General features: G+C 48.6%; 27 protein-coding genes. 21 read left to right on the top strand and 6 right to left on the bottom strand.

Annotated elements, in window-relative coordinates:
* The first annotated feature begins 63 nt into the window (after nucleotides 1-63).
* The 4 genes from SBG41_RS09350 (at nucleotide 64) to SBG41_RS09335 (ending at nucleotide 2926) form a co-directional block, all read left to right on the top strand.
* Nucleotides 64-777, top strand: coding sequence for a 3,4-dihydroxy-2-butanone-4-phosphate synthase (locus SBG41_RS09350; RefSeq protein ID WP_317895278.1), 714 nt, complete (start codon nucleotides 64-66; stop codon nucleotides 775-777).
* Nucleotides 737-1201, top strand: a complete 465-nt coding sequence (gene ribC, locus SBG41_RS09345) for a riboflavin synthase (RefSeq protein WP_317896519.1) — start codon at nucleotides 737-739, stop codon at nucleotides 1199-1201. Before SBG41_RS09350 ends, ribC begins: the two co-directional genes overlap by 41 nt.
* A gap of 109 nt (nucleotides 1202-1310) precedes the next feature.
* Nucleotides 1311-1772, top strand: coding sequence for a 6,7-dimethyl-8-ribityllumazine synthase (gene ribH / locus SBG41_RS09340; RefSeq protein ID WP_317895277.1), 462 nt, complete (start codon nucleotides 1311-1313; stop codon nucleotides 1770-1772).
* A gap of 14 nt (nucleotides 1773-1786) precedes the next feature.
* A complete protein-coding gene (locus SBG41_RS09335; RefSeq protein ID WP_317895276.1) occupies nucleotides 1787-2926 on the top strand; it encodes an amidohydrolase family protein in 1140 nt (379 codons plus the stop codon).
* Here the strand turns inward: SBG41_RS09335 and SBG41_RS09330 are convergent.
* Entirely contained in the window at nucleotides 2879-3586 is a 708-nt protein-coding gene (locus tag SBG41_RS09330) for a creatininase family protein (RefSeq protein WP_317895275.1), read from the bottom strand. The genes SBG41_RS09335 and SBG41_RS09330 overlap by 48 nt on opposite strands.
* A gap of 238 nt (nucleotides 3587-3824) precedes the next feature.
* Here SBG41_RS09330 and SBG41_RS09325 point away from each other — a divergent pair, with 238 nt between their 5' ends.
* On the top strand, nucleotides 3825-4568 hold the full coding sequence (locus tag SBG41_RS09325; protein WP_317895274.1) for a HesA/MoeB/ThiF family protein: 744 nt from the start codon (nucleotides 3825-3827) through the stop codon (nucleotides 4566-4568).
* An 84-nt stretch (nucleotides 4569-4652) separates the two neighbouring features.
* The gene (locus SBG41_RS09320) at nucleotides 4653-5822 is read left to right on the top strand and encodes a tRNA sulfurtransferase (RefSeq protein WP_317895273.1); all 1170 of its coding nucleotides are present in this window, start codon (nucleotides 4653-4655) and stop codon (nucleotides 5820-5822) included.
* Here the strand turns inward: SBG41_RS09320 and SBG41_RS09315 are convergent.
* The gene (locus SBG41_RS09315; RefSeq protein ID WP_317895272.1) at nucleotides 5819-6454 is read right to left on the bottom strand and encodes a hypothetical protein; all 636 of its coding nucleotides are present in this window, start codon (nucleotides 6452-6454) and stop codon (nucleotides 5819-5821) included. The genes SBG41_RS09320 and SBG41_RS09315 overlap by 4 nt on opposite strands.
* 446 nt (nucleotides 6455-6900) lie before the next feature.
* Between SBG41_RS09315 and psmA the strand changes: the two genes are divergently transcribed.
* From psmA to SBG41_RS09255, 12 genes are all read left to right on the top strand, one after another.
* Nucleotides 6901-7632: an archaeal proteasome endopeptidase complex subunit alpha gene (psmA, locus tag SBG41_RS09310; RefSeq protein ID WP_317895271.1), complete on the top strand. Its 732-nt coding sequence runs from the start codon at nucleotides 6901-6903 to the stop codon at nucleotides 7630-7632.
* Nucleotides 7633-7637: 5 nt separating this feature from the next.
* The gene (locus SBG41_RS09305) at nucleotides 7638-8351 is read left to right on the top strand and encodes a ribosome assembly factor SBDS (protein WP_317895270.1); all 714 of its coding nucleotides are present in this window, start codon (nucleotides 7638-7640) and stop codon (nucleotides 8349-8351) included.
* Between the two features lie 7 nt (nucleotides 8352-8358).
* A complete protein-coding gene (gene rrp4, locus SBG41_RS09300) occupies nucleotides 8359-9078 on the top strand; it encodes an exosome complex RNA-binding protein Rrp4 (RefSeq protein ID WP_317895269.1) in 720 nt (239 codons plus the stop codon).
* 1 nt (nucleotide 9079) lies between these two features.
* A complete protein-coding gene (gene rrp41 / locus SBG41_RS09295) occupies nucleotides 9080-9841 on the top strand; it encodes an exosome complex exonuclease Rrp41 (protein ID WP_317895268.1) in 762 nt (253 codons plus the stop codon).
* A gap of 6 nt (nucleotides 9842-9847) precedes the next feature.
* Nucleotides 9848-10855, top strand: coding sequence for an exosome complex protein Rrp42 (gene rrp42 / locus SBG41_RS09290; RefSeq protein ID WP_317895267.1), 1008 nt, complete (start codon nucleotides 9848-9850; stop codon nucleotides 10853-10855).
* A 65-nt stretch (nucleotides 10856-10920) separates the two neighbouring features.
* Nucleotides 10921-11187, top strand: a complete 267-nt coding sequence (locus SBG41_RS09285) for a 50S ribosomal protein L37ae (RefSeq protein ID WP_317895266.1) — start codon at nucleotides 10921-10923, stop codon at nucleotides 11185-11187.
* Nucleotides 11188-11325: 138 nt separating this feature from the next.
* Nucleotides 11326-11955, top strand: a complete 630-nt coding sequence (locus tag SBG41_RS09280; RefSeq protein WP_317895265.1) for a Brix domain-containing protein — start codon at nucleotides 11326-11328, stop codon at nucleotides 11953-11955.
* A complete protein-coding gene (locus tag SBG41_RS09275; RefSeq protein WP_317895264.1) occupies nucleotides 11924-12181 on the top strand; it encodes a KEOPS complex subunit Pcc1 in 258 nt (85 codons plus the stop codon). Before SBG41_RS09280 ends, SBG41_RS09275 begins: the two co-directional genes overlap by 32 nt.
* Entirely contained in the window at nucleotides 12147-12521 is a 375-nt protein-coding gene (locus SBG41_RS09270; protein WP_317895263.1) for a prefoldin subunit beta, read from the top strand. Before SBG41_RS09275 ends, SBG41_RS09270 begins: the two co-directional genes overlap by 35 nt.
* 194 nt (nucleotides 12522-12715) lie before the next feature.
* Entirely contained in the window at nucleotides 12716-13060 is a 345-nt protein-coding gene (locus SBG41_RS09265) for a hypothetical protein (protein ID WP_317895262.1), read from the top strand.
* A complete protein-coding gene (locus tag SBG41_RS09260; protein WP_317895261.1) occupies nucleotides 12993-14039 on the top strand; it encodes a DHH family phosphoesterase in 1047 nt (348 codons plus the stop codon). Before SBG41_RS09265 ends, SBG41_RS09260 begins: the two co-directional genes overlap by 68 nt.
* Nucleotides 14040-14064: 25 nt before the next feature.
* Nucleotides 14065-14454 carry a hypothetical protein gene (locus tag SBG41_RS09255; RefSeq protein ID WP_317895260.1) on the top strand — a complete coding sequence of 130 codons (390 nt, stop codon included), beginning with the start codon at nucleotides 14065-14067 and terminating at the stop codon, nucleotides 14452-14454.
* 60 nt (nucleotides 14455-14514) lie between these two features.
* Here the strand turns inward: SBG41_RS09255 and SBG41_RS09250 are convergent, their stop codons facing one another.
* The gene (locus SBG41_RS09250) at nucleotides 14515-14688 is read right to left on the bottom strand and encodes a 50S ribosomal protein L40e (RefSeq protein WP_317895259.1); all 174 of its coding nucleotides are present in this window, start codon (nucleotides 14686-14688) and stop codon (nucleotides 14515-14517) included.
* 108 nt (nucleotides 14689-14796) lie between these two features.
* Between SBG41_RS09250 and SBG41_RS09245 the strand changes: the two genes are divergently transcribed.
* Nucleotides 14797-15948 carry a hypothetical protein gene (locus SBG41_RS09245; protein WP_317895258.1) on the top strand — a complete coding sequence of 384 codons (1152 nt, stop codon included), beginning with the start codon at nucleotides 14797-14799 and terminating at the stop codon, nucleotides 15946-15948.
* A 129-nt stretch (nucleotides 15949-16077) separates the two neighbouring features.
* The gene (locus SBG41_RS09240; RefSeq protein WP_317895257.1) at nucleotides 16078-17283 is read left to right on the top strand and encodes a DNA double-strand break repair nuclease NurA; all 1206 of its coding nucleotides are present in this window, start codon (nucleotides 16078-16080) and stop codon (nucleotides 17281-17283) included.
* Between the two features lie 4 nt (nucleotides 17284-17287).
* On the opposite strand, the gene SBG41_RS09235 is transcribed toward SBG41_RS09240, so the two are convergent.
* From SBG41_RS09235 to SBG41_RS09225, 3 genes are all read right to left on the bottom strand, one after another.
* Nucleotides 17288-18856, bottom strand: a complete 1569-nt coding sequence (locus tag SBG41_RS09235) for an ATP-binding protein (protein WP_317895256.1) — start codon at nucleotides 18854-18856, stop codon at nucleotides 17288-17290.
* 90 nt (nucleotides 18857-18946) lie between these two features.
* On the bottom strand, nucleotides 18947-20146 hold the full coding sequence (locus tag SBG41_RS09230) for a class I SAM-dependent rRNA methyltransferase (RefSeq protein ID WP_317895255.1): 1200 nt from the start codon (nucleotides 20144-20146) through the stop codon (nucleotides 18947-18949).
* On the bottom strand, nucleotides 20133-20603 hold the full coding sequence (locus SBG41_RS09225) for a small multi-drug export protein (RefSeq protein WP_317895254.1): 471 nt from the start codon (nucleotides 20601-20603) through the stop codon (nucleotides 20133-20135). Before SBG41_RS09225 ends, SBG41_RS09230 begins: the two co-directional genes overlap by 14 nt.
* Before the next feature lie 206 nt (nucleotides 20604-20809).
* On the opposite strand from SBG41_RS09225, the gene SBG41_RS09220 reads away from it, so the two are divergent.
* Entirely contained in the window at nucleotides 20810-21748 is a 939-nt protein-coding gene (locus tag SBG41_RS09220; protein ID WP_317895253.1) for a DNA glycosylase family protein, read from the top strand.
* Nucleotides 21749-21757: the final 9 nt, after the last annotated feature.

The raw sequence follows: 21757 nt of genomic DNA, 5'->3' as shown, positions 1-21757 counted from the left end.
GTTTTAAGGAGCCGGTCATCCGCCACAATTCTTGTACGATTACAGCTGCGCGGTGACGCAGCCATGAACAAGACAATCGAGAAAGCAATAGAACTCTTTGCAAAGGGTAAACCAGTACTAATACATGATGACTATGGTCGCGAAGACGAGGTAGACTACGCTATACACGCATCAGCAGTAACTGCTGACACGATTTACGAGATGAGGACGAGGGCGGGCGGGCTAATATGCTACGTCATGCCCCTACGTGCTGGCTCACTAATAGGTCTCCGATACGCATATGAAATATATGCTGCCTTCCCTGAGCTTGCGCCACTCACCAGGCGCACGCTCGGGTATGGCGATAAACCAGCTTTCTCGGTATGGGTTAACAGCCTAAAGGCAAAGACGGGTATCCGCGACAATGATAGAGCAATAACAATTAGAGAACTCCACAATGTGCTCGAGCTAATAACGAAAGGAAATATCAGTGAGGCTCGAAAATACTTTGTAGAAAACTTCGTGGCACCGGGTCACGTACCCATATTGCTTGGTCGTAGCCTAAAAGAGCGAAAAGGCCATTCAGAGCTATCCCTCCACTTGGCAATGCTAGCCGGTCTCTCACCATCAGCGGTTATTGTTGAGATGCTTGACAAGGGTACAGCGCTAAGTGTTGAAAAAGCCCGAAAAGTTGCAGAAGAACTCGGCACTGTTGTAGTAGAGGGTAGTGAGATTATCAGTGAGGTAGAGAAGCTTGGTGAAGATCTGTATTGTAGATACAACCTTTGCAAGAGTTGACATGGCGCGTTATGCTATAGAAACCCTTCAAAATCTTATGCCCGACGCGGAAATAGTTCGCGTAACAGTACCAGGTATAAAGGATATACCGGTAGCGATAAAGAGGCTAATGATGCAAGAAAACTGTGACGCTGGCATGGTGCTCGGTTGGGTAGGCTCCAGTCTTACTGACAAGATAAGTTACGCTGTATATTCCTTGGCTGTTCAGATGGTGCAGCTCGAGCTAGGGAGGCACATAATTGATGTCACTGTTCACGAGGATGAATCGGACGACGAAGAAACTCTATTCGAGATAGCTAGAGACAGGGCATCTAAGCACGCTGAGAACCTCTACCTGCTGCTACGTAATCCAGAAGAATTAACCAGGAGGGCCGGGACTGGGCGAAGACAGGGCAGACCGGACGCTGGCCCCATAATGCCGTAGAGACGTCGGCTCAACGTCAATCAGTTTAGTTAAAACAAAGATTAGCAGCAGCCACGTGATTACTATATTAAGTTGCGGCTTATGTCCCCTCTAACGGGCGTGAGTAGAGATGAGCGACCAGATACGACTCGGAATCGTGGTCTCCGAGTTCAACTATGATGTTACTTACTTGATGATGCAAAGAGCTATAAGCCATGCAAAATTCCTCGGCGCGGTAGTGACGTATGTGGCTAAAGCGCCCGGAGCCTACGATATACCATTGCTAGTTGAGAAGATGCTCAAGAAGGATGATGTGGATGCGGTTGTTGCTCTAGGAGCAATAATAAAGGGAGCGACGAAGCACGACGAAGTAATAGCTCACCAAGTAGCTAGGAAGCTTGTTGACCTTGCTGAGAAATATGGTAAGCCGGTCACGCTCGGAATATCGGGACCCGGTATGAACCGTATGCAAGCTCTAGAGCGCGTAGATGATTATGCGAGACGAGCTGTTGAGGCAGCAATAAAGCTTGCAAGACGATTGAAAGCACTGGATGAGGCAAAGTTTAACGGAGAAACAATATTCATAGAGTAATCCGTGATACGGCATTGCACCTAGAACTACTCTACGCTTTTATACTCACTGATGACCACGTAGAAGTTGTAAAAAGACCTTGCATACAGATAAGCGACGACGAGGTTATCGGTTTTACTCCTGGTTGTCCTCCAGGAGCACAGCATATGCCATACATTGTACTTCCAGGCCTCTGCAATGCACACATACACGTGCTTGACTACTCCATACCCGAGATAGGCGAGGATAAGAAGCTTGAAGAACTAGTCGCCCTTCCCTCTGGGCTAAAATACACCGAGCTACAGAAACTAGGTGTGCGTGTCATAGAACAGCGTGTTGCGAAGCTTGCGGAGGAACTAAGAAGGCGCGGCATACTATACCTAGGAGCGTATAGCGAGCTAGGCGATACCGGGTCACAGATCCTGCTTAACATTTTCACCAAGACGGGTATACGTGTAAGGCTCCTAGCTCAACCTCTCCAAAAATCACACAACGCCTATCTTTCTCTCCTAAGAAAATATGATGGAATCGGACTTGACACTATCTTTGATCTAAGTGAGGAGGAGCTAAGATCTCTAGTCGAAGAAGCTAGAAGGCGTAATGCTCATGTACACGTTCATATATCTGAGACGGAGGAACTATACGCCGGTCTAGACTATAAGATGGCATTAAGACTGAAAAACATTGTTGCTGTACACTTGACAATGCTCTCTATAGAAGAGCTCAAAGAGCTAGCTAGGAACAAGATAAGCCTAGTTTTCTGTCCAAGGTCAAACCTATACCATGTCGGACGTGTGCCAAATCTAAACGTGCTTGACGAAATTATTGGAGAAACGTTAGTAGGTCTAGGCACTGATAACGCTGCTTGGATAACCCCCTTTGTGCACGAAGAGATGAGCTTCACCTATACCTATACTCACAGCGTGTCACGGGGCAAAAGCCGGAAGATAGCTGATGCAATTATTCGTGCAGCAACGATTTCGTGCGTAAAGCTCCTTGGGCTTTATCAGCCGGGCTACGAGGTACTAGAGCACGGAGCGGTTGTAGCAGCTATACCCGAAATTGAATGGAGCCTTGATCCGCTTATTACCCTTGTAAAACGGCTCTCTTCTTACCAGAGCCGCGGCCTATTGCCCAACGAGTTTACAAGCCTTGTCAGCAAGCTCGCTGGCTAATAGCTCCAGTAGTTCTTCTCCAAACTCCTTGGAGGCTGGCACGGGGGTTTTTGGATATATGTATCCGAGATCACTATAGATCCACGGTTCTAGCTCAACGCGCTTACCAGGCTTAGCTCTAAGAGAGTCTATGACCTCTTCTATAGAGGCCTCCTTAATCCCTACGCGATGCCCGCATGCCAGCAGCAGACTTGCCTCCACAGCGTCTGCGTGAATTATTCCGCTTTCTATATCGTATTTTGAGCCAATATAGGACTCAACCGTCCTCCAAGCATTAAATGATGTAACCTTGAAGCCCTTTGACCGAAGCGCTCGTGCGGCCAGATAAGCAGCAGGATACGCTCCGCCATGGAATACAGCAATAATTACAGCGTTCGTGTACTCAAGTAAGGACTCTACTATCTCAACAAGATATGTTATGAACGTCTGAGGCGATGAAGTAGCCCTTGGCTTAGCATGTTCCAGTGAAACGCTGTAGGGGATAACGGGCAAAGCTTCTACGTCACATGAAGCCTTTTCTAGAGCCTTATTGGTTATGCACTCGGCTATTAGTGTGTCCGTTCCGAGAGGTAGGATACCGTGATTCTCTACGGATCCGACAGGAAGTATTGCTACAGCACTACCCTTCTCATACGCCGTTTTTAGGAGAGTCTTTTTCATTTTCCACACCGGGATGCTACGCCTAACTATTAGAGGTTTAGAACCTATTAACTACATAGCAGTTTCTTAGACACTGTACCGGGGTGAAGACGCCGTCCCAGTCAGAGCCGTGAGAATCGGCTATGAAGACCTCACGACGATCTGACCGAGCCTCATAGTCCGGGAAGTAGTCCCATGTAAGAAAATACGATAGTAGATTTTTAGCTCTGAATACCTCGGCCCTAGTGGGGCATAGTTTATGAGCTCGACGACTAATGTAGAAGGCTTAGCTTCATATGAGTTAAAGAGATATTCAAGGCAATTGCCATTACTTGGTGAGGAGGGGCAGAGAAAGCTCCGCAATACGAAGGTACTTGTGGCCGGTGTGGGTGGTCTCGGATCGATTGAGGCGATATACCTTGCAGCGGCAGGTGTTGGAAAAATAGTGCTTGTTGACAAGGATGTTGTTGAGCCGAGCAATCTTAACAGGCAAATACTTCACTGGACAGATGACATCGGGAAGGCTAAGCCGCTCTCGGCTGCAGAGAAGCTAAAAAAGCTGAACCCTAATGTCGAAGTAGAGGCAATAACTGCGGAGATTACTAGAGAGAATGTAGAGGAACTGCTAAGAGGCGTTGACATAGTCATTGACGGACTCGATAACTGGGAGACCAGGTTCATTATAGACGAAGCTGCCTATAGGCTCGGGAAGCCATATGTCCATGCCGGGATATATGGTTTCCAGGGCCAGGTCACAGTGATAGTTCCTAGTGAAACATCTTGTCTGCGTTGTTTGCTTCCGCCAAAGCTTCGGACGCCGCAGCAACAAATCCCGGCACTTGGCTCCGTAGTCGGAATTGTTGGATCAATAGCTGCAACGGAGCTCATAAAACTTGTTACGGGTATCGGCGAAGTAGCTAAGGGGAAAATGATAGTTGTTGATGCTTACTCCATGGAGGTGCTTAAGGTAGAGCTTACTCCGAGGAAGAACTGTACATGTTGACCTAGTATCTCAGACCATTTAGTAGCACAATGGGCAATAATATTAGATGCTAAAAACAGCGCTAAGGGTTAGGAGACGAGACTCATGCAGCGTAAGGTGTTTTATGCTGCTCTTGCTGGCGAAATTGTCCTAAAGTCTGACCGTGTAAGACGTCGCTTTGAGAAGAGATTGTTGTCAAATCTCTTGAGCGCTTTCAAGAAATATGGTGTGCAATGTACTAGTCCTAAAATAGAGTGGGCTAGGGTAATTGCGGCATGCAAGGAAGATAGAGACTATACTATGGCAATTTCCGCCGCAACACACACATTCGGGATTCATGGAGCGACCACCGCCTATGAAATAACGTACGAGAATCTTAGTGACTTAGCACTCAGGGTCCGTGATATCGCTGCTGATTGGGTTAAGGGGAAAAAGTTCGCGGTACGTGCCAGGCGCAGCGGAGTTGAGGGTTTCACTAGCCTTGATGTTGCCCGTGAGGTTGGTGCAGCGCTTTACAACTACTCGGCTGGAGTAGATCTAGACAATCCCGAGGTAGAAGTCTTCGTAGAGGTTCGTGGAAGAAAAGCATACGTTCATAGAGGCTTCGTGAAAGGGCCAGGTGGCTTACCAATAGGTGTAGAGGGCAGGGCCATTGCACTCTTCTCGGGTGGCTTAGACTCACCTGTCGCTGCATGGATGGCTGCTAAAAGAGGAATAGAGGTAGACCTTCTCCACTTTATACTAGCATCTACGGCGTCAGTTAGCGATGCTCTAAGGGTTGGGTCCAGACTCGCAAAAGACTGGCTTCATGGATATAGTCCAAAGCTCTATGTAGTTGATTTCAGACTTGTGACAGAAGCCATAAGGAGTAGTGTGAGAAGAGATTATGCTCAAGTTGTCCTTAGATTGGCGATGTTTGATGCATCGCAGCTCTTCGCGGAGAAACTAGGGTATCATGCAATCTATACCGGTGAGAGTGTAGGCCAAGTCTCTAGCCAAACGCTCAGAAACATCTATGCGATAGCTAAAGCCCTACCTCTTTATATGCCGCTCCTAAGGCCGCTCGCAGGCCTAGACAAAGAAGAGATAATGGATATTGGACGGCGTATAGGTATCTACGAAGAAGCAGCTAAGACAAAAGAATATTGCAGGCTAGGCGAAGGACCCGTAACCACTGCAGCTGACCCAGTTATTCTACATAACGAGTACAATAAGATAAGAGATATTGTTGCTAAGACCGTTGAAGACTACACAGAGTATAATCTGCTTGATTAGCCCCGCTTGATCCTTTCATATACTCTTACAAGTGGATGGGAAAGCTCAAGATGTGGGTTAAGGATAAGCTCGTATAGCATATCAGCTGGTTTAAATAAGACACCTTCTATGAGCCTAGGGGCACCATACTCAGCTACAAGTACCGGCACAATTAGCCTAACACTATTAACTTCTTTGACTTCTATGGATTCCTTGCCCTCGGCGATACGTCGTGCTTTTCGCGCGAGCCGTCTAGCGAGAGAGACGAGTCTATCTGGCGGCTCACGCTCAACGATCCTAATAAGGAACAATATGCCGTCACGCCTTAGAACAAGGTAGTCAACATAGCTAAGCATGCCGCTTACAGGCATAACAAGCTTAACCAAGTCTCTTCTGTTCGCAAGCTTGCTAAGAACTCTTCTCAGCCTAGGCCCAGCAACTTCTTGGCCAGCCGAGTGAGAGTCAAGAGCACCGCTATAGCATACGCGATCACCATAGACGGCTACAAGCCCCTTTTCTTCGAGTCTCCGGGCAGCCTCCTCAACCTCAGAAGGAGTAAGCCTTGCCTCGGCGGCAATCACCACTATACGCCTGCATGGTTTGCCGCGCTTCGCAGACTCCCGCAAAACTCTGAGCAGCCGGGTTTCCGCCATAACCTAGCCCCTCTACAATACCACATTCCAGTGCAATGGTCAGCAATGGGGCCTTCACGTCATCGCATTTTCTCGTCACGAAGGACGCGCTCATCATTCAAAGAGGCGCAGACCCCTTCATCCACACGCCGATAACGTCTCGGCGCTGTCAGGGGTCCGGCGGCACCCGAGAGGCCCCTACCCTTATCCATGTTTTTGAGGTAATCTACTACGGCTCTGGTGTAAATATTTTGCAAGAGGTTCTCTAATAATGTGGCCTCAGGGGCGAGAAGATTCTTCACAGATCTGTTTTCGGACTCGTCATCACCGGCTGGCTACGAGATTCTTTAACGTGTCAATTGTGCTCGGTTTATGTACTGTGCTTTAGCCTCACCAGGGGCTCTAGAAGCAACTTTATTTTTTAAAACCGTTCCCTACATTATTGAAGCCCGGGGGTTGCTACTACTATGTCATTCCCCGCACCACCTGCAATGATGGGATATGACCGTACTACTGCAATGTTTTCGCCAGACGGCAGGCTATTCCAAGTAGAATACGCGATGGAGGCCGCAAAGCGCGGCTGGACAATGGTTGGAGTAAGGGTTCCCGAAGGCGCAGTAATTGTTGCTGAGAAAAGAAAGACATCCCCGCTTATAGACTTAGAGCACTTGGAAAAAGTATACATGGTTGACGAGCACGTTGGAGCAGGATTTGTAGGCTTTGGCAGCGACGGTAGAGTGTTAATAGACTATGCTAGACAGCTCGCTGTTCAATACAAGTTCGTCTATGGCGAAAAAATACCCGTCGAGTATCTTACGCGGCAAATATGCGACCTTATGCAGATCTATACACAGCATGGCGGTGTAAGGCCTTTCGGCATTACACTCATGATAATAGGTGTTGATGAGGCTGGGCCCAAGCTATTCGTTGCTGAGCCAAGCGGCCAGTACATAAGCTACAAAGCATATGGCCTCGGCCAGGGCGGGTCACAAGCAATAGAAGTTCTTCAAAGAGAATACAGAGATGATATGAGCCTTGAAGAGGCAATGCTCCTAGGCATAAAGGCAGTTGCGTCCGCGATGGAGGGTAAGCCGAGCGTGGAGACGCTAGAAATAGGCTTAGTTGAGACATCGACCGGGAAGTTCCGGAAATTAACAAAAGAGGAGCTTCAGAAACTTCTAGAAAAACTCGGTGTCTAGCAAGTATGCCGCGCAAGAGTAAGGGTGAACATGAACCAGTTGTAGCGCGCTTAGAGATTGCTGGTAAACGTTTTGAAGTTCTCGTTAACCCCGACCTCGCTTTTGAGTATAAGAGGGGCAAAGAAGTAAACCTAGAGGACCTAGTCATAAGCGACGCGATTTATACTGATCTTCGCCGCGGCCTTCGTGCATCGCCCGAGCTTCTCCGCAAGGTCTTTGGTACTGACGACGTAGTAAAGATAGCCGCTATTATTGTAAAGCGTGGAGAGCTTCAGCTCACGGCGGAGCAGCGAAGGGCCCTTATAGAGGCTAAGAAGAAGCAGATAATCAACTATATAGCAAGGAATGCAATTGATCCGCGCACGAAGCTGCCTATACCTCCTGCGAGAATCGAGGCAGCAATGGAGCAGGCGCGAGTAGGTATAGATCTTTACAAGAGTGTTGAAGAGCAGGTGCCGCAGATAGTTCGCGCAATTAGCCGCATAATTCCGATAAAGATTGCAAGGGCTTTGTTGAAGATAACGGTTCCGCCAGAGCATGCAGGCAGGGTTTCTGCTCTTCTACCAAAGCTTGGTGAAGTAAAGCATATGGATTGGAAGACTGATGGCAGTCTTATTGCAGAGATAGAGGTTCCTGCTGGATTACAGCAAGAAGTTATAGACAAGCTGAGCAAGGCTACACAGGGTAGTGTGGAGGTAAAAGTAGTAGGCGTGGTGTAGCTAGGCCTTGGCAAAGATATATGTTAGTCCGCGATCAATAGTGGTTCCAGGAGACCTAATAGCTGAAGGCGATGACGTAGAGGCTGACTCGGTCTATATCGAGAGGAGAGGAAAGCGCTTTTATGCAACAATAACTGGGCTTGTTAGCGTAGAGCAAGTAGACGATAAGTACAAGATATCAATAATACCTCTCGAGGGAGCCTACATACCGAAAGCCGGTGACATAGTAATCGGGCTAGTGGAGGATATAGGTCTGACACACTGGGAAGTAGATATATCGTCACCGTATAAGGGAATATTGACTGTGCAAGAGGCGCTAGAGAAACCATTCAACCCGGTAACTGATAGTCTAAAACGTTATCTTGATGTAGGTGACTACATCGTAGCAAAAGTAATAGCCTTCGACCGGGCACGTGATCCTCTACTCACGATAAAGGGCAAGGGTCTTGGGCGAGTAACCGAGGGCTCAATCGTCGAGATAAAGCCAAGCAGAGTTGCAAGAGTTATTGGTAAGAAGGGCTCCATGGTAAACATGTTGATGCAAGAAACAGGGTGCAATATACTCGTCGGGCAAAACGGGAGAATACTGATAAATTGCCCGAATAAAGATATTGAGGAGATACTTGTCTTGTCGATTAAGAAAATAGAAGCAGAAGCACATACAACAGGCCTAACAGAGAGAGTAAGGGAGTTTATCCGCAAAGAGAGGGAGAAGAGAGGGGTCTAAAATGGGCGGTACGGGAGGCGAGAAGCCAGTACTCATAAGATGGGAAGAAAAAGATGGGCAAAAGCTGCCAATAAGGATTGATGGACGACTACCAGAGCAGCTTAGGCCTATAAGGATAGAGGTAGGCGTCCTCGGCAACGCTGATGGATCAGCTCTTGTAGAGTATGGTGCGACAAGAGTGCTGGCAGCGGTATATGGGCCTCGCGAGGCTCATCCAAGGCATATGGCGCTTCCTGATAGGGCCATAATACGGTGTCGCTACCACATGGCCCCGTTCTCGACCGAGGAGAGAAAGACACCTGCCCCAACTAGGAGAGAGGTAGAGCTTTCCAAGGTTATTCGGGAGGCTCTTGAATCAGTAGTTATTACGGAGATGTATCCGCGTACCTCGATAGACGTGTATATGGAGGTTCTTCAGTCAGATGGAGGGACGAGAACAGCGGCTATAACTGCTGCAAGCCTCGCATTAGCTGATGCAGGTATTGCTATGCGTGACTTAGTAGCCGGTGTAGCCGTTGGCAAAGTTGACGGCGTACTCGTACTAGACATAAACGAGATTGAGGACAACTATGCGGAGGCAGACATGCCGGTGGCTATGGCTCCGAGCCTCGACAAGGTACTCTTGCTCCAGCTTAACGGCGTCTTGAGCCACGAGGAGTTTATTAAAGCACTTGAGCTAGCACGTAAGGGAATACTCGAAATTTATAGGCTTCAGAAGGAAGCTCTTCGCAAAAAGTATGTAGAAGTTCAGTCCTCGGGTTGATGAGCCATGAGTGTTACTCCGTCATTTCAGCCCGTTATGCCTAAGCTTAAGAGGTATACACTTGAAACGCTGTTATCACGAGGGGTAAGACTAGACGGTAGGAGACTCGACGAGATAAGAAAGATAGAGATAGTCCCTGGCTACGTCGAGAAGGCTGAGGGCTCGGCGCTTGTCCGGCTAGGCCAGACAGTAGTACTTGCAGGAGTCAAGACCGATATCGTTGCACCTTTCCCGGATACGCCAAACGAGGGAGTCCTCGTAGTACATGCTGAGTTCGTCCCTCTAGCTTCGCCTACGTTTGAGCCGGGGCCGCCAGATGAGAACGCTATAGAGCTTGCAAGAGTTATTGATAGAAGTCTCCGAGAAATACGGGCAGTAGCTCTCGATAAGCTTGTTATCGAGCCCGGAAAACACGTATGGCGAATATATGTTGACATATATGTACTAAACCACGACGGGAACTTGTTTGACGCATCAATGTTGGCAACAATGGCCGCTCTCATGGCTACGAGGCTCCCAGCGCCCGTTAAGGTCGAAGACGGGTACCGAGTTGACCGCACAAAGTACACAATGCTCCTACCCATAAACCACAAGGTAGTTTCAGTTACCTTGGCGAAGATTTCTGGTAAACTACTAGTTGACCCGACTTACGAGGAAGAACAAGTCGCCGATACGAGGCTAGTAGTAGCCGTCTCCGATGATGGAAGGATAGCTGGTATGCAGAAGACAGGAATGGGTGACCTCACCTACAAGGAGGTCCTAACAGCAGTCTCGATAGCCCTTAACCGTGCGAATGTGTACCTAGAGGAGCTTAGCAGAGTTATGGAGCCGTATAGGGAGAAACTCGCAAAGGAGCTTGAGGAGGTAAAGGAAGAGAGTGCCGAGGCGAAAGAGCAACAAATTGTTGCGGAACCAGCTCCTCGAAAAGAACGTCTTGAGGAAGAAGTAATAGAGCAGGGAGAACTTGCAGAGGAGGAATCCGGTACAAGCACCGAGGAAGCCGAGAGAGAATAAATAGGTTTTGAAAGATAGTCAGCTTAAATAATTGCCTCTGCCTAGGAGTGCGGCGGGGGAAGGATATGGCTAGGCGAACAAAGGCTGTAGGCATAGCGGGGCGCTTCGGGCCGAGATATGGTGCTACGCTTAGAAAGCGATGGAAAGAGGTAATGGAGCGCAGATACGCTGACCACGAATGCCCATTCTGTGGTACAAAGGGCCGCGTGAAGAGAATAAGCACCGGTGTATGGATGTGTACGAAGTGCGGCGCAGTATGGGCTGGAGGAGCATATGTTCCTCGAACCGGGCTTAACAAGCACTTTCCGAGAATAATTGTTAGACGCGAATAATTTTCGCTTAGGTTCCTCTTTTAGCCAATATAGCTATTCTTTACCCTAGTCACGTTGCCGGTTTGTATCTGTTTTTATATTAGGCTTTAACCATAGTAGTCTTACCCATGCAGCATAACTTGGAGGAAGAAGCAGGTCATGGCTCAAAAAGCGGACATAGTGGTTACAACATCGCATCGGCCTTCTCAGCGCGTGAGAAGTTTCGTAAAGGACTTGGTTGCTGTTCTCCCCAATGCAGTGAAGATTTCGAGAGGTAAAGCCACAATACAAGAACTATACTATGAGGTTGTTGCTCGAGGCGCGAAACGCCTCGTCATAGTTACTACTTGGAAGGGGAACCCTGGTTCTTTGAAAATATATGAGCCGCTAGAGCCCCCGGAGGCGCGTCTTGAGCTAATAGTTAACATGGTGCTTGGGGGAGTACGCTTATCGAGAGAAACACCTGGAGCCCAGAGAAGCTTCGGCTCAAAGAGCCTAGGTGTTTATATTGAGCAAGGTGTTTCTAAGACGTTCTTTAGTCTCTCCGACACGCTTGCAAGGGCCTTCTTGGCGAGAATCGTGTTCTCAAGAGAAGACACCAGTGTTGATACTATAGCAGTTATTAGGCCGCATCAAGAGAGTATCGCAGAGATAGTCTTCATATGCCCGGCTAGCGGGAGAATATGTGGGCCCACATTGAGGCTCCTAGGTGTAAGAGACTATGTATCCGGTTTCAGCGCGCATAAGGCTAGAAGGCTTGAAGCCGCTAGAAGCAGAAGCACTGACTAGGGCACTAAAAACAGAGGCAGCTAATCCTCCAGACCCGCATAGGGGCAGCGTGGACGTTGAGAGGAGCGATGGCGTTATAGAGATTAAGATTGTTGCAAGGGACCTGGCTGCAGCAAGGACTCTGATAAACGCTTATCTTGGCCTAGCAGCTACAACCCTTGAAGCGGTTAGAGCAGTAGGTGGCGACAGTCATGGCTCAAAGACTCCCCCCAGAAATAGAGAATAAGCTTACACGCTTCCAGAGCCTGCAAGCCCAATACACTAGGCTCGTTCAAGAGCGCTCAGCTGTTGAGGCCGAAATAGCTGAGGTTCAGCGCGTACTGAAGCTCCTTGAAGAGGCCGGCGACGATGCACCGGTTTACAGGATGCAGGCAGGCATACTTGTCCGCGTTGATAAGTCAAAGCTGGTACAAGAGCTAAAGGATAGGCTTGAGATACTTGAGATAAGGCTCCAGAAGCTCAAGAAGCAGGAGGAGGAAGTAAAGAAACAGCTTGACCAGATTGCAAAGGAGATAAAGGAATTCCAGGCAAAAACAACGCTGGGTAAGCAGGGCGCAGGAAGCTAGGGGATTGGCTAAGGATTTCTTATCGCGCAGGCTCCCCTTTTTACGCTAAGTGTATTAGTCCAAAGGGCTTGCTTGTGTAAAATGTGCCGTGCGCTGGCTTCGCAAAGTATAGTGATAACCTACGTAATCGGCCCAATCATTATTTTCGCGGCGCAGTATGATGCCCGGATCTCGTAGGAGGCATGGGCTAAGCAATGCCGAAGACCATTAGTGTTGGTTTAGAGGAGAATCCTATCAATGAGGACGAGCTTGAAGAGATACTCGTAGAGCTCGAGAAAAGAATTAGGAGTGTGCTTGAGGATAAGCTTCGTAGGCGACTCGATGAACTAGAAATAATAATATCTGGGGAGCTTAGGAGGGGAGGACGTGAGCTTGACATAGTTGTTGACGTGAAGGCAACGGGGCGCGTTGTTGCACCGTTTTCTTACGACGAGGTAATAGCGGAGGCTATAGATGGAGCGGTGAAGTGGCTTGAAGAAAGGCTTAGAATGCGAGGAGCTAGAGGAGGATCTGAAGGCGTTTCTCAGCATACTCAGTGATATTGGTACACCTGTCGTAGTCACAGCGCATAGGAATGCCGACCCCGATGCAGTTGGCTCAGCCTATGTCATACGCAATGTTCTTAGAAGACGGGGTATTGATGCCCGCCTATTATTCCCTGAAGGCGTGAGCCAAGTATCTAAGAGAGTTATTAAGGAAGTTATCGGTGTTGAGCCGAGCGAGATAGAGGACGAAGCGCCCAAGGAATCGGCCGCCGTAGTTATACTTGACACTGCCTCTTACGAGCAGCTTGGAGGCTTAGCAGACTTCGCTAGGCAGGTCATAAAGATAGTTATAGACCATCACTCGGCCAGCAAGCTCGCTGAAGAAGCAGACATAGCGTTTTATGATCCAAATGCGCGTGCAACGTCTGAGATAGTCTACCTTCTTGTCCGCGATTGTATGGAGGAAAGCCTTGAAACAGCCGAGCTAGAGGCGCTGCTCGCAGGCATAGTATACGATACCAGGCACTTCATACTATCAACTCCGAGAGTGCTTAGAGTTGCTGCAAGAATACTGGAAGAGGGTGCAAGCCTTGAACGAGTACTAAGATCTCTCCAGTCTCCTCCCCCCGACATCTCGCAGCGAATAGCCCGCATCAAGGCCGCTAAGCGCATGCACGCTATCCGGGCAGGCGAGCTAATAGTCGTAGTCACCCATGTTGGCGCATACGAGTCAAGTGTTGCTAGAGCACTACTAGACCTAGGAGCCGACATAGCCCTCGTTGTCTCGGAGCACGGGGCCGAGACCAGGATAGTTGCACGCTCTCGCAGAGACGTTGAGGAGAAGTACGGTATACACCTCGGCCGCGACATCATGGAGCAGCTTGCAAAGCGGCTCGGCGGCGGAGGCGGGGGACACGCACAAGCAGCTGCGATGACTACCAGGGCCTCGCTCGAGAAGGCACTAAGCGAAGTGATAAAAATTGTTGAAGAGCTCCTACGAAGTAGAGGATTAGAGCCCCAAGTACTCGTATAACGACATATACGGGGTGTCGGAGGCAGTGGTGAGCAGCCTATCTGACCTAGAGTCGATGATACGAGCACTAGGCTTAACCTATAGGCGTGTTGAGGGAAGCCTAGTAGCAGAGTACGAGGACAAGCGATTCGGCCGACTAGGATTAGTATTCTCCTTTGACCACGACACGAGAACCGTGAGAATCGCCGTACCCCTAGACGTAGAGCCCTACGAGAAGGCCCTTGGCCAGCTTCTCCGAGAGAACTTTACGAGCACAACCTACAAGTATGCACTAGACTATGACGGCTTCATAACCGTCGTCTACGACGTGCCAGCAAACTGCGTAGATAATGCGCTGCAGCTCAGAGAACTCGTGCTCTACGTCCTAGACGGTGCGAGAAGAATACTTGAGCGCACAGAAGAGGAACAAAAGTAGCCAAAAACCGGCAAGACCGAGCAGTAGCACTACTACCTTATAGAAATTGAGAATAGGAGGCTAGCCTCTCTTCATGCCTATGAATGCCTTCTTCGGGCGAAGGTTCTTGCTCTTGCAGCGCCTACACTTCTTAGCGCCCGGAGGATTTAGCGCACCGCACTTTCTGCAAACGAGCTTATTGAGAACCCTATTATACACTATCTTCATTATCTCCGGGTCCCGCACGCCAGCCATTTGCCAACGCACCCCTAGTCAACACTACCCAGAAATCCAAGCTTAAAAATTATCAAGAGCTATGACGCTATACAGAATACGTGGGAGCATGCAAGTAAGTGAAGCGCCGTGCAGGCTGACATTTCTGGAATAGTATTATTCTTAGGCCTCCTATTCATAGCCGCTGCCTTCACATCATTCACAGCTATAGCCTCATATAATTATAGCCTAAATAACAACATATACATATATAATGATAGCATAAGCGCACTGTACGATTTTCTCAACACAACAAGTCCAGAGATAATCAAATTACGGCATTATGGATATACCCTTATAATTCTCGTATCTAGAAGCAAGATTGGTAACCCTGCTTGGGCAAACATTCTTCTCAAAGAAAATTGTTACCAAGATGTATGGCAAAACGATACTCTAGACAGAGTACTAGATGAAATCTATAGCCAGCTTGAGGATAATAATGTGAGTATGTGTTCACTCATTTATTGCCCTTTTAAGCATCTTTTATTCATAGGCATTAACTTGGCACACAATAACAATAGCATAAGCGCTATAGATGCGATCAAAAAGCTAGTAAAACTTGGCTACAAAGTAGTACTCTATCCATGTAATAGCGGTATCAAGAAGTATCGTGGGCGCGAGCTAGGAGATATTATCGTCTATATTAACAAAAAGTTGCCAGAGATAGATAAAGTGTTTCAAGAGCTATTTCCTGAAGCTAATCTTGTATATGTGAGAGAGCATGTACATATAGGGGATAGTAAAAATGAGTATATTAGAGAGGAATACATGTTCGCCATAGATAAGTTTACAGGGCATTTAATTTTATTTGTAAATACTTCGCTAGTCAGGGAAGATAGCATTGATAAAAGCACTGTTCTTGCTCTGGGGAGGAAGTTAGCAGAGGCTCTCAACAAGACTAACTTTAAATTCCATCACGTAGAGGTGGTTGTCGGGTACAGCTCGTCTATTGATGTTTGGGGAAGGCTTGACGTAAAGCAAGTGGCTATTCCAGTTAAAGTAGAAAACATCTCAACACCCTCCCTTAGCGAGAAATCATCAGCATTAAATAACACAGTACATGTGACTTCATCCTCAATGTCAGCTAGCTCTATCTCCGTCAATAAATGCAATACAAGTAAGAGTGTAGTAGTTTTTGCTACTGGTAAAGGTTATAGCAACATCAACAGCAGACTAATCCTCATTCTCGTTATCCCTTTACTAGTATTATCGCTCTCAATACTTCTGCTAAGGCATAGATAATAGCTCCTTTTTCATAGAGAAGTTACCTCTTTTTAGCACGAATATAGGGAAGTGATACAAAGTACTACCGGCCTCCTAACTTGTATCCGGGAAGCATTTCTATTCACGATTGATCGGAGAAGAGAGGCCATGGAGAGCGAGGAGGACGTTCTTAAGCGCTTCGGATTACTTGATGAAGACACTGAGATGGTTGAGTTTGCACCAGCTGTTCAAAAGATGCTGGAGAAGACTAGGAGGCTTGCGGAGCGCATAGCTGGGCGCATATTGTCGTTTAGAGACGATTTCGACAAGATAATGAGCATCCTCGATAGTCTTGAATGGGGTATCCTAGGCTATGAACGGCCTCTGCCTGGTGTGGCTGTTGATTCGACTTTTCCCATTGATGGAGGAGTTGACCTAGTAGGCGGGCATTTAGCAGCGGTTATCGCAGGTTACATCGGCTTTGGCGGCGTCTCCGGCGGCGAAGATAAGCCCGTAGAGTCGATAGTGGATATTCTCTTTGCCGATGACGAGAATATGAGAAGCCGTATACCTCTCTACGCGAAGATAGCAGAGAAAAAGATCACATTAAAAGTTCTAGAGAATAAAGAGAAGGGCCTACTAAAGCCAGTTATCATACTATTTGACGGCGAACTTGTCCCGTACAAGCTGTTGTTTAGGCCCTGGCGGAGTATTGTGAAAAGCAAGGTGCTTACCAGGCTGGACGAGGCAACAATGAGGGTATTAGAGAGGGCAAGAGAGCAAGGAGTCACGCTTATAGGAGTAGTTAAGAGGAGTTATTCGCGCCTCTTACGCGTGTTTAATAATGGTGAGAAGCTTCCGCTAAACGATAAAGCAATTATGAGTATGATTCTCCGGCCTGGGAGCTACGTTGTCCTTGGAAAGTTTTCCGACCTTGTTCCACGCTATGCAGAGATAATAGCTGAGGAGCGCAAGAAGGAAGGAAAGAACGTTAAGGGATATGTTGAAGGAGTTAAAGAGCTCCTAGAGAAGAGGCCCAGCTACGGAGAAGTAATTGTCGCCTTCTATAAGCCTCGCCAAGGACCTGGTCAAGCGGTTAGAGTGGAAATTCTCGACTATGGTAACCTGGGCTTAGAGCGCGTACTTTCAATACTGTCGGCGCTCACTAATCCTGCAACAGGGCTACCATATCCCATAGACTTGGTTGATAGCTACGTACGCTTGGAATCATATATGCTTGAACTTGTGCGTAGAAGAATCATTAAGCACTTAGTCGAGATGCTCAAAGAGGAAGGGCTGCGAGGCGAGCATGTAGTGGTTATGAGTCATACGAATCCGGAAAAGCGCTATCTATACGAGAAGAAAAAGTTTTAGCTATTCACGAGTTTTTCATATAGCTAATATCGTCTACCAGCAGGAGCATTGGTCTTCTCAACGGGTTCATCAGCCCTGCTACGTAGAATTCTCTCCTCGCGAGCATGGCGAGGTTGGCTTCACTGACCCTGCCAAGGTCGAGGTAGCCCGATAGTTCCTGTAGATCACCGCTTGCTTGTAGCCTTGAGAAGAACACCGTTCCGAGATTACTCCTTACGCCTGGCCGTATATCTCTGCTTACGCGCTGGCTCGCTACTATTATGAAGTACTTCCACTTTCTGCCCTCCCTAGCTATTGTCTCGAGAGCTTTGCCCGCCTCGCCACAGTATTCGCACGCATAGTTCTGGGCCTCATCGACAACTAAGCCTAGTCTTGCCTCGCTCCTCGTTGCCGCTATGTGGCTCCAGACGGCCGAGGCAACTGATGCAATAATGCCTCTTTTCACCTCTATGTCTTGCTCAGTGCTCATATCAATTACTACGGCTTTACCCTTTAAGGCCTTCAGTACTATGTCTTCCGGCTCCAATACCCTGTCTCTGAGCTTCTCGAAGACATAGTCTGGTATATTGAGGCGGGTCAGTAGCTTAAGCTTGACGGCTGCCGCGTCAGCTCCGCGGGTGTAGAGTAGTCTGATAGCCTTATCAAGTACTTGTATGAACTCCTCTTTCGGCGTCATGGACTGCTTTTCCTGCTTCTTTGAGTAAAGGTGATGAGACGTACTACTCTGCGCTATGAAACGGCCACACTCCTCTAAGCCGTACTTGTTGTACCGGTCATCCTTGTCACGATAAGTCTTCATAGCATAGCACAGGGCGGCGACCTCTACTACATCCCTCTGCGTACCCTGTACATCAACAAGCCTACCAACTATTGATGCAAAGATCTTTGGTTCAATCCTTATAGATGAGGCGTCAATAACTTCTGCTCCAATTTTCTCCGCGAACGGTGCATAATCAACGCCATTGTGATCAAAGACGATTAGCCCGTATCCGGTGCGCACTATCTCTGTGATCAGTCTCAGTATTAGCCTACTCTTTCCCGTGCCCGTCGCGCCGAATACTCCAATATGGTAGTTAAGCCAAGCAGAGTCAAGCGGCAGCCTCCAATCACTATACTTGTGCACACCAACGCTTATCGGCTCAGCAACTGTAAGGTATCTAGAAAGATCATCGGCCTTTACCAGTTTGTAGACCTTGCTTCCCGGTGTAGGAGGATAAACATTGCTAACGAATCCCCGGCGAGTGCACGGTTTCCCCCCGTCACATATGGCTCCGTAGATTTCGACGAAGGCGTTAGAGAAGGGCATCACTACCTCGGAGCTCAGGGCTTCCGGATGCTCTATGTAAACGTTGTGTACGCTCCTACGCAGGAAGGGTTCATAGCGTGTTATCCACCTTATCACACCAAGCATGTAGTAGCCATCGCCTAAGCCTTCATCCCGGATTATAACTAGGTCTTCTTCGCGGACATCTAGCTCCTTGTCGCGGCGAAGCGCTATGGGGGCAAGTGATGCAGTGGCGTTGCTCAGAACAATGCCAATTTCTTCACCAATCTCTTGTAGGTTAAGCGTCAACGAGGCATGCACCCTCTTATACTCCACTACAATATAGCTCACGTGATACTACATAAGTGGTCGGCACCGTTAGCTAAAGAAAAAGAACGCCTAGTAAACGATGGCGAAGAGGGCCTTAAGGTAAGCGAGGTGGGGGGCCGAGGGCCTCACAGGATGGTCAGGCGGCATACTCCTAATGTCCCCGATAGGCGTATAGTTCCTCTTAGCAGTCTGGAATGCAGCAGAGACAACATCTCTAAACCTATCCCTCGGTAAATGAGCGCTACAACTACTAAGCACTATGATGCCTTCGCTGCTCACTAGCCTAGCTGATAACGAATATAGCTTCTTGTATGCTTGTAGTCCTCGTTCATAAGCTTCGGGGTGCGGGATGAACGCCGGAGGATCCACCGACACTGAGTCAAAGGCTTCGTCTTTCTCTTGTAATCGCCGCAGCACTCTCCAAACATTATCATTAACTACTATAGCCTTGTTTGAGACCTTGTTGAGTTCGAGGTTCCTCCTTAGTATCTTAATGGCCTTCTCGTCCTCCTCTACGAAGATGGCCTTCTCAGCCCCGCCTAGTAGTGCATGTATCCCAAAGCCCCCGGTATAGCTAAACAGGTCGAGAACAACGCCGCCAGCCATTTTGCCGAATTCAATACGGTTGAGTCTCTGGTCTAGAAAGAAGCCGGTCTTTTGCCCTATCCGTGCATCAACGTAGAACCTTGCCTCGCCTTCACGTATATATGCGAAAGTATGGTTACCGTACAATAGTTTTTCATATGGTTTAAGCCCTATATCGAGTCTTGTCCTCTGTACACTCTTCTCGTAGACGTGTTTAACATCAACAATGTCTACGAGGGCCTCAACAATAATTTTCCTCAATGCGTCCCAGACTATGCTGCTAAGCTGTATTACAGCTAAGTCGCTGTATACATCAACTATGAGACCCGGCAAGTAGTCTCCATCACTGTGTACAAGGCGGTAGGCAGACTCAGCACCCACAAGTCCAAGCCGCTTACGTAAGACAAGGCTCCGCTCAATTAGCGCGTAGACCGCTTCGCGTGCATCGCTGAAACTGCACCCATTTAGTTCTATAAGTCGAAGCGCGACTGGGCCCACGTCGTCGTAGAACCCGCATCCTAGAACATCGCCTCTACTATCCTCAATGACTACGAGCTCTGCGCGTCTAACGTCTGCGGGTGCCTTAACCCATTTCCTGTAAACCATTAATGCTCCTTTCTGCGAAACAAGCCTAGCACCCTCACCAACAACCCGGGCCACTCTCAAGGGCTCAATTCTGCCCAATGAGTGTCGCCCCCAACGCGGTCAGTATAGCAATAATAAGTACCGATGCCACGCCTCCAGCTGCAAGCGCCATAGCAGTCCTAGGCCTGGGTATCCCGAGAAGAAATGCAACAACAGCCCCAGTGTATATACCGGTGACCGGCAACGGGACAGCGACAAAAACAGCTAAGCCTATGTCCCCATATTTTTCTACAAGCCGAGTAGCCTTGCGACGGGCCTCAATAACCCTCTTCTTAATGGTTAAGGCAAAGCCGTACCTTGTAGAAAGCTTCTCGAGAAGCACCCACGCCTCTTCGGAGAGATATGCCAAGAGAATTGACAAGAAGATGGCTTCCAGCACCGACGCTATGAGCGCGACTACGGGCTCTACGCTGCGCGAGAGCACGGGGTAAACATATCTAGGCTCATAGAGAGGTAGTAGTCCAAGTATGAGCACTAGCAGAAGCTTATCGTCCATTGGCGCAGCATCCCATACCTTCTCTTCTGGGATAAACATCTTTATCGAACGGGATGCTATAAATAAGACTCCGCAGAACTATTCATGGCGAAACACTATATAGTGACGGCCTTGGGGCAAAAACGCGGAGCCCTCTTTTATCGACGCTAGGGTTTGTTCACAATTAATTTCCGTTAACCATCTTTGCGGGAGTGGGCGTACCCGCCTTGGAAGCTATAAGGCTAGTTGGCCCCGTTTACGAAGCCTATCTCGAGGCAAGCAGTGATTTCGACTTCGATGCGACAGCCAGCACCTATAGCTTCGGATGGGTGTATGACGGCTTCTCGTTAAAGCTCGAACTATGTCCTGGCGCAGTGGCTGTGCTGGAGCGCCTCCGCGAAAACTGGCTAGCCATGAAGGTCTATGCAGGACCAAGTAGCTCTTGCTGGGAAGAAAGAGTAGGCTTTGTTGAAGAACTTATTGGCGCGTGGGAAGACCTCTCCGATTATATCCTACTAGGTCGCGGTGACCCCCTTGTAGGTGGAGTAATAGATGTGTTTCCTGGCCTCAGGCTCCGAGAAACAAGCCTATGGAGCGCTTTCCTTGTCGCTGTTTGTCAGCAGAATGCAAGCTTTAAGCAAGGCTGGGGTATGCTTTACCGGCTTTACCGTAATGCTTCAAGAAGGCTAATTATTCCAGGCATAGGTGTTTTCCTCGAGACTCCGCGCCCCGAGAAACTCAGCTATAGTGTCCTCCGCGGCTCTGGTTTCGGTTACCGAGCCCGCACAGTTATGGAGGCTATTCGGAAGAGGGTCTATGAGAAGAACTGTGCCGAGGTAGACGAGCTCCGCGACGTTAGGGGCGTAGGAGGCTATACCTTAGCCTTGGTGAGGCTCCTTGCGTGTAGAGACTACTCGGTTCTTCCTCTCGATAGATGGCTTAGGCGCCTCGCGAGCGAGGCATATGGCGTGGAAGAACACGCAGTTGCCTCAGAGCTTCGTAGACGCTTTGGAAGCTTTGTTGGGCTAGCTGCTTGGCACACAACGATAGCATTCGACGCAGAGCCCATAAGCAGGGCGCTGAAGAGGCTCCGGGAGGGGAAAAACAAGCCAGGCCTTGTTGAGCCCTCACCGATGAGCCTTTGGCGCCATACTCCTTCGGAATAACTCGGAACA

This window comes from Pyrofollis japonicus (genome assembly GCF_033097485.1).
Classification (GTDB): domain Archaea; phylum Thermoproteota; class Thermoprotei_A; order Sulfolobales; family Pyrodictiaceae; genus Pyrofollis; species Pyrofollis japonicus.
The sequence above is the reverse complement of the archived record's forward strand: the minus strand, read 5'-3'. Positions and strand labels throughout refer to the sequence as shown.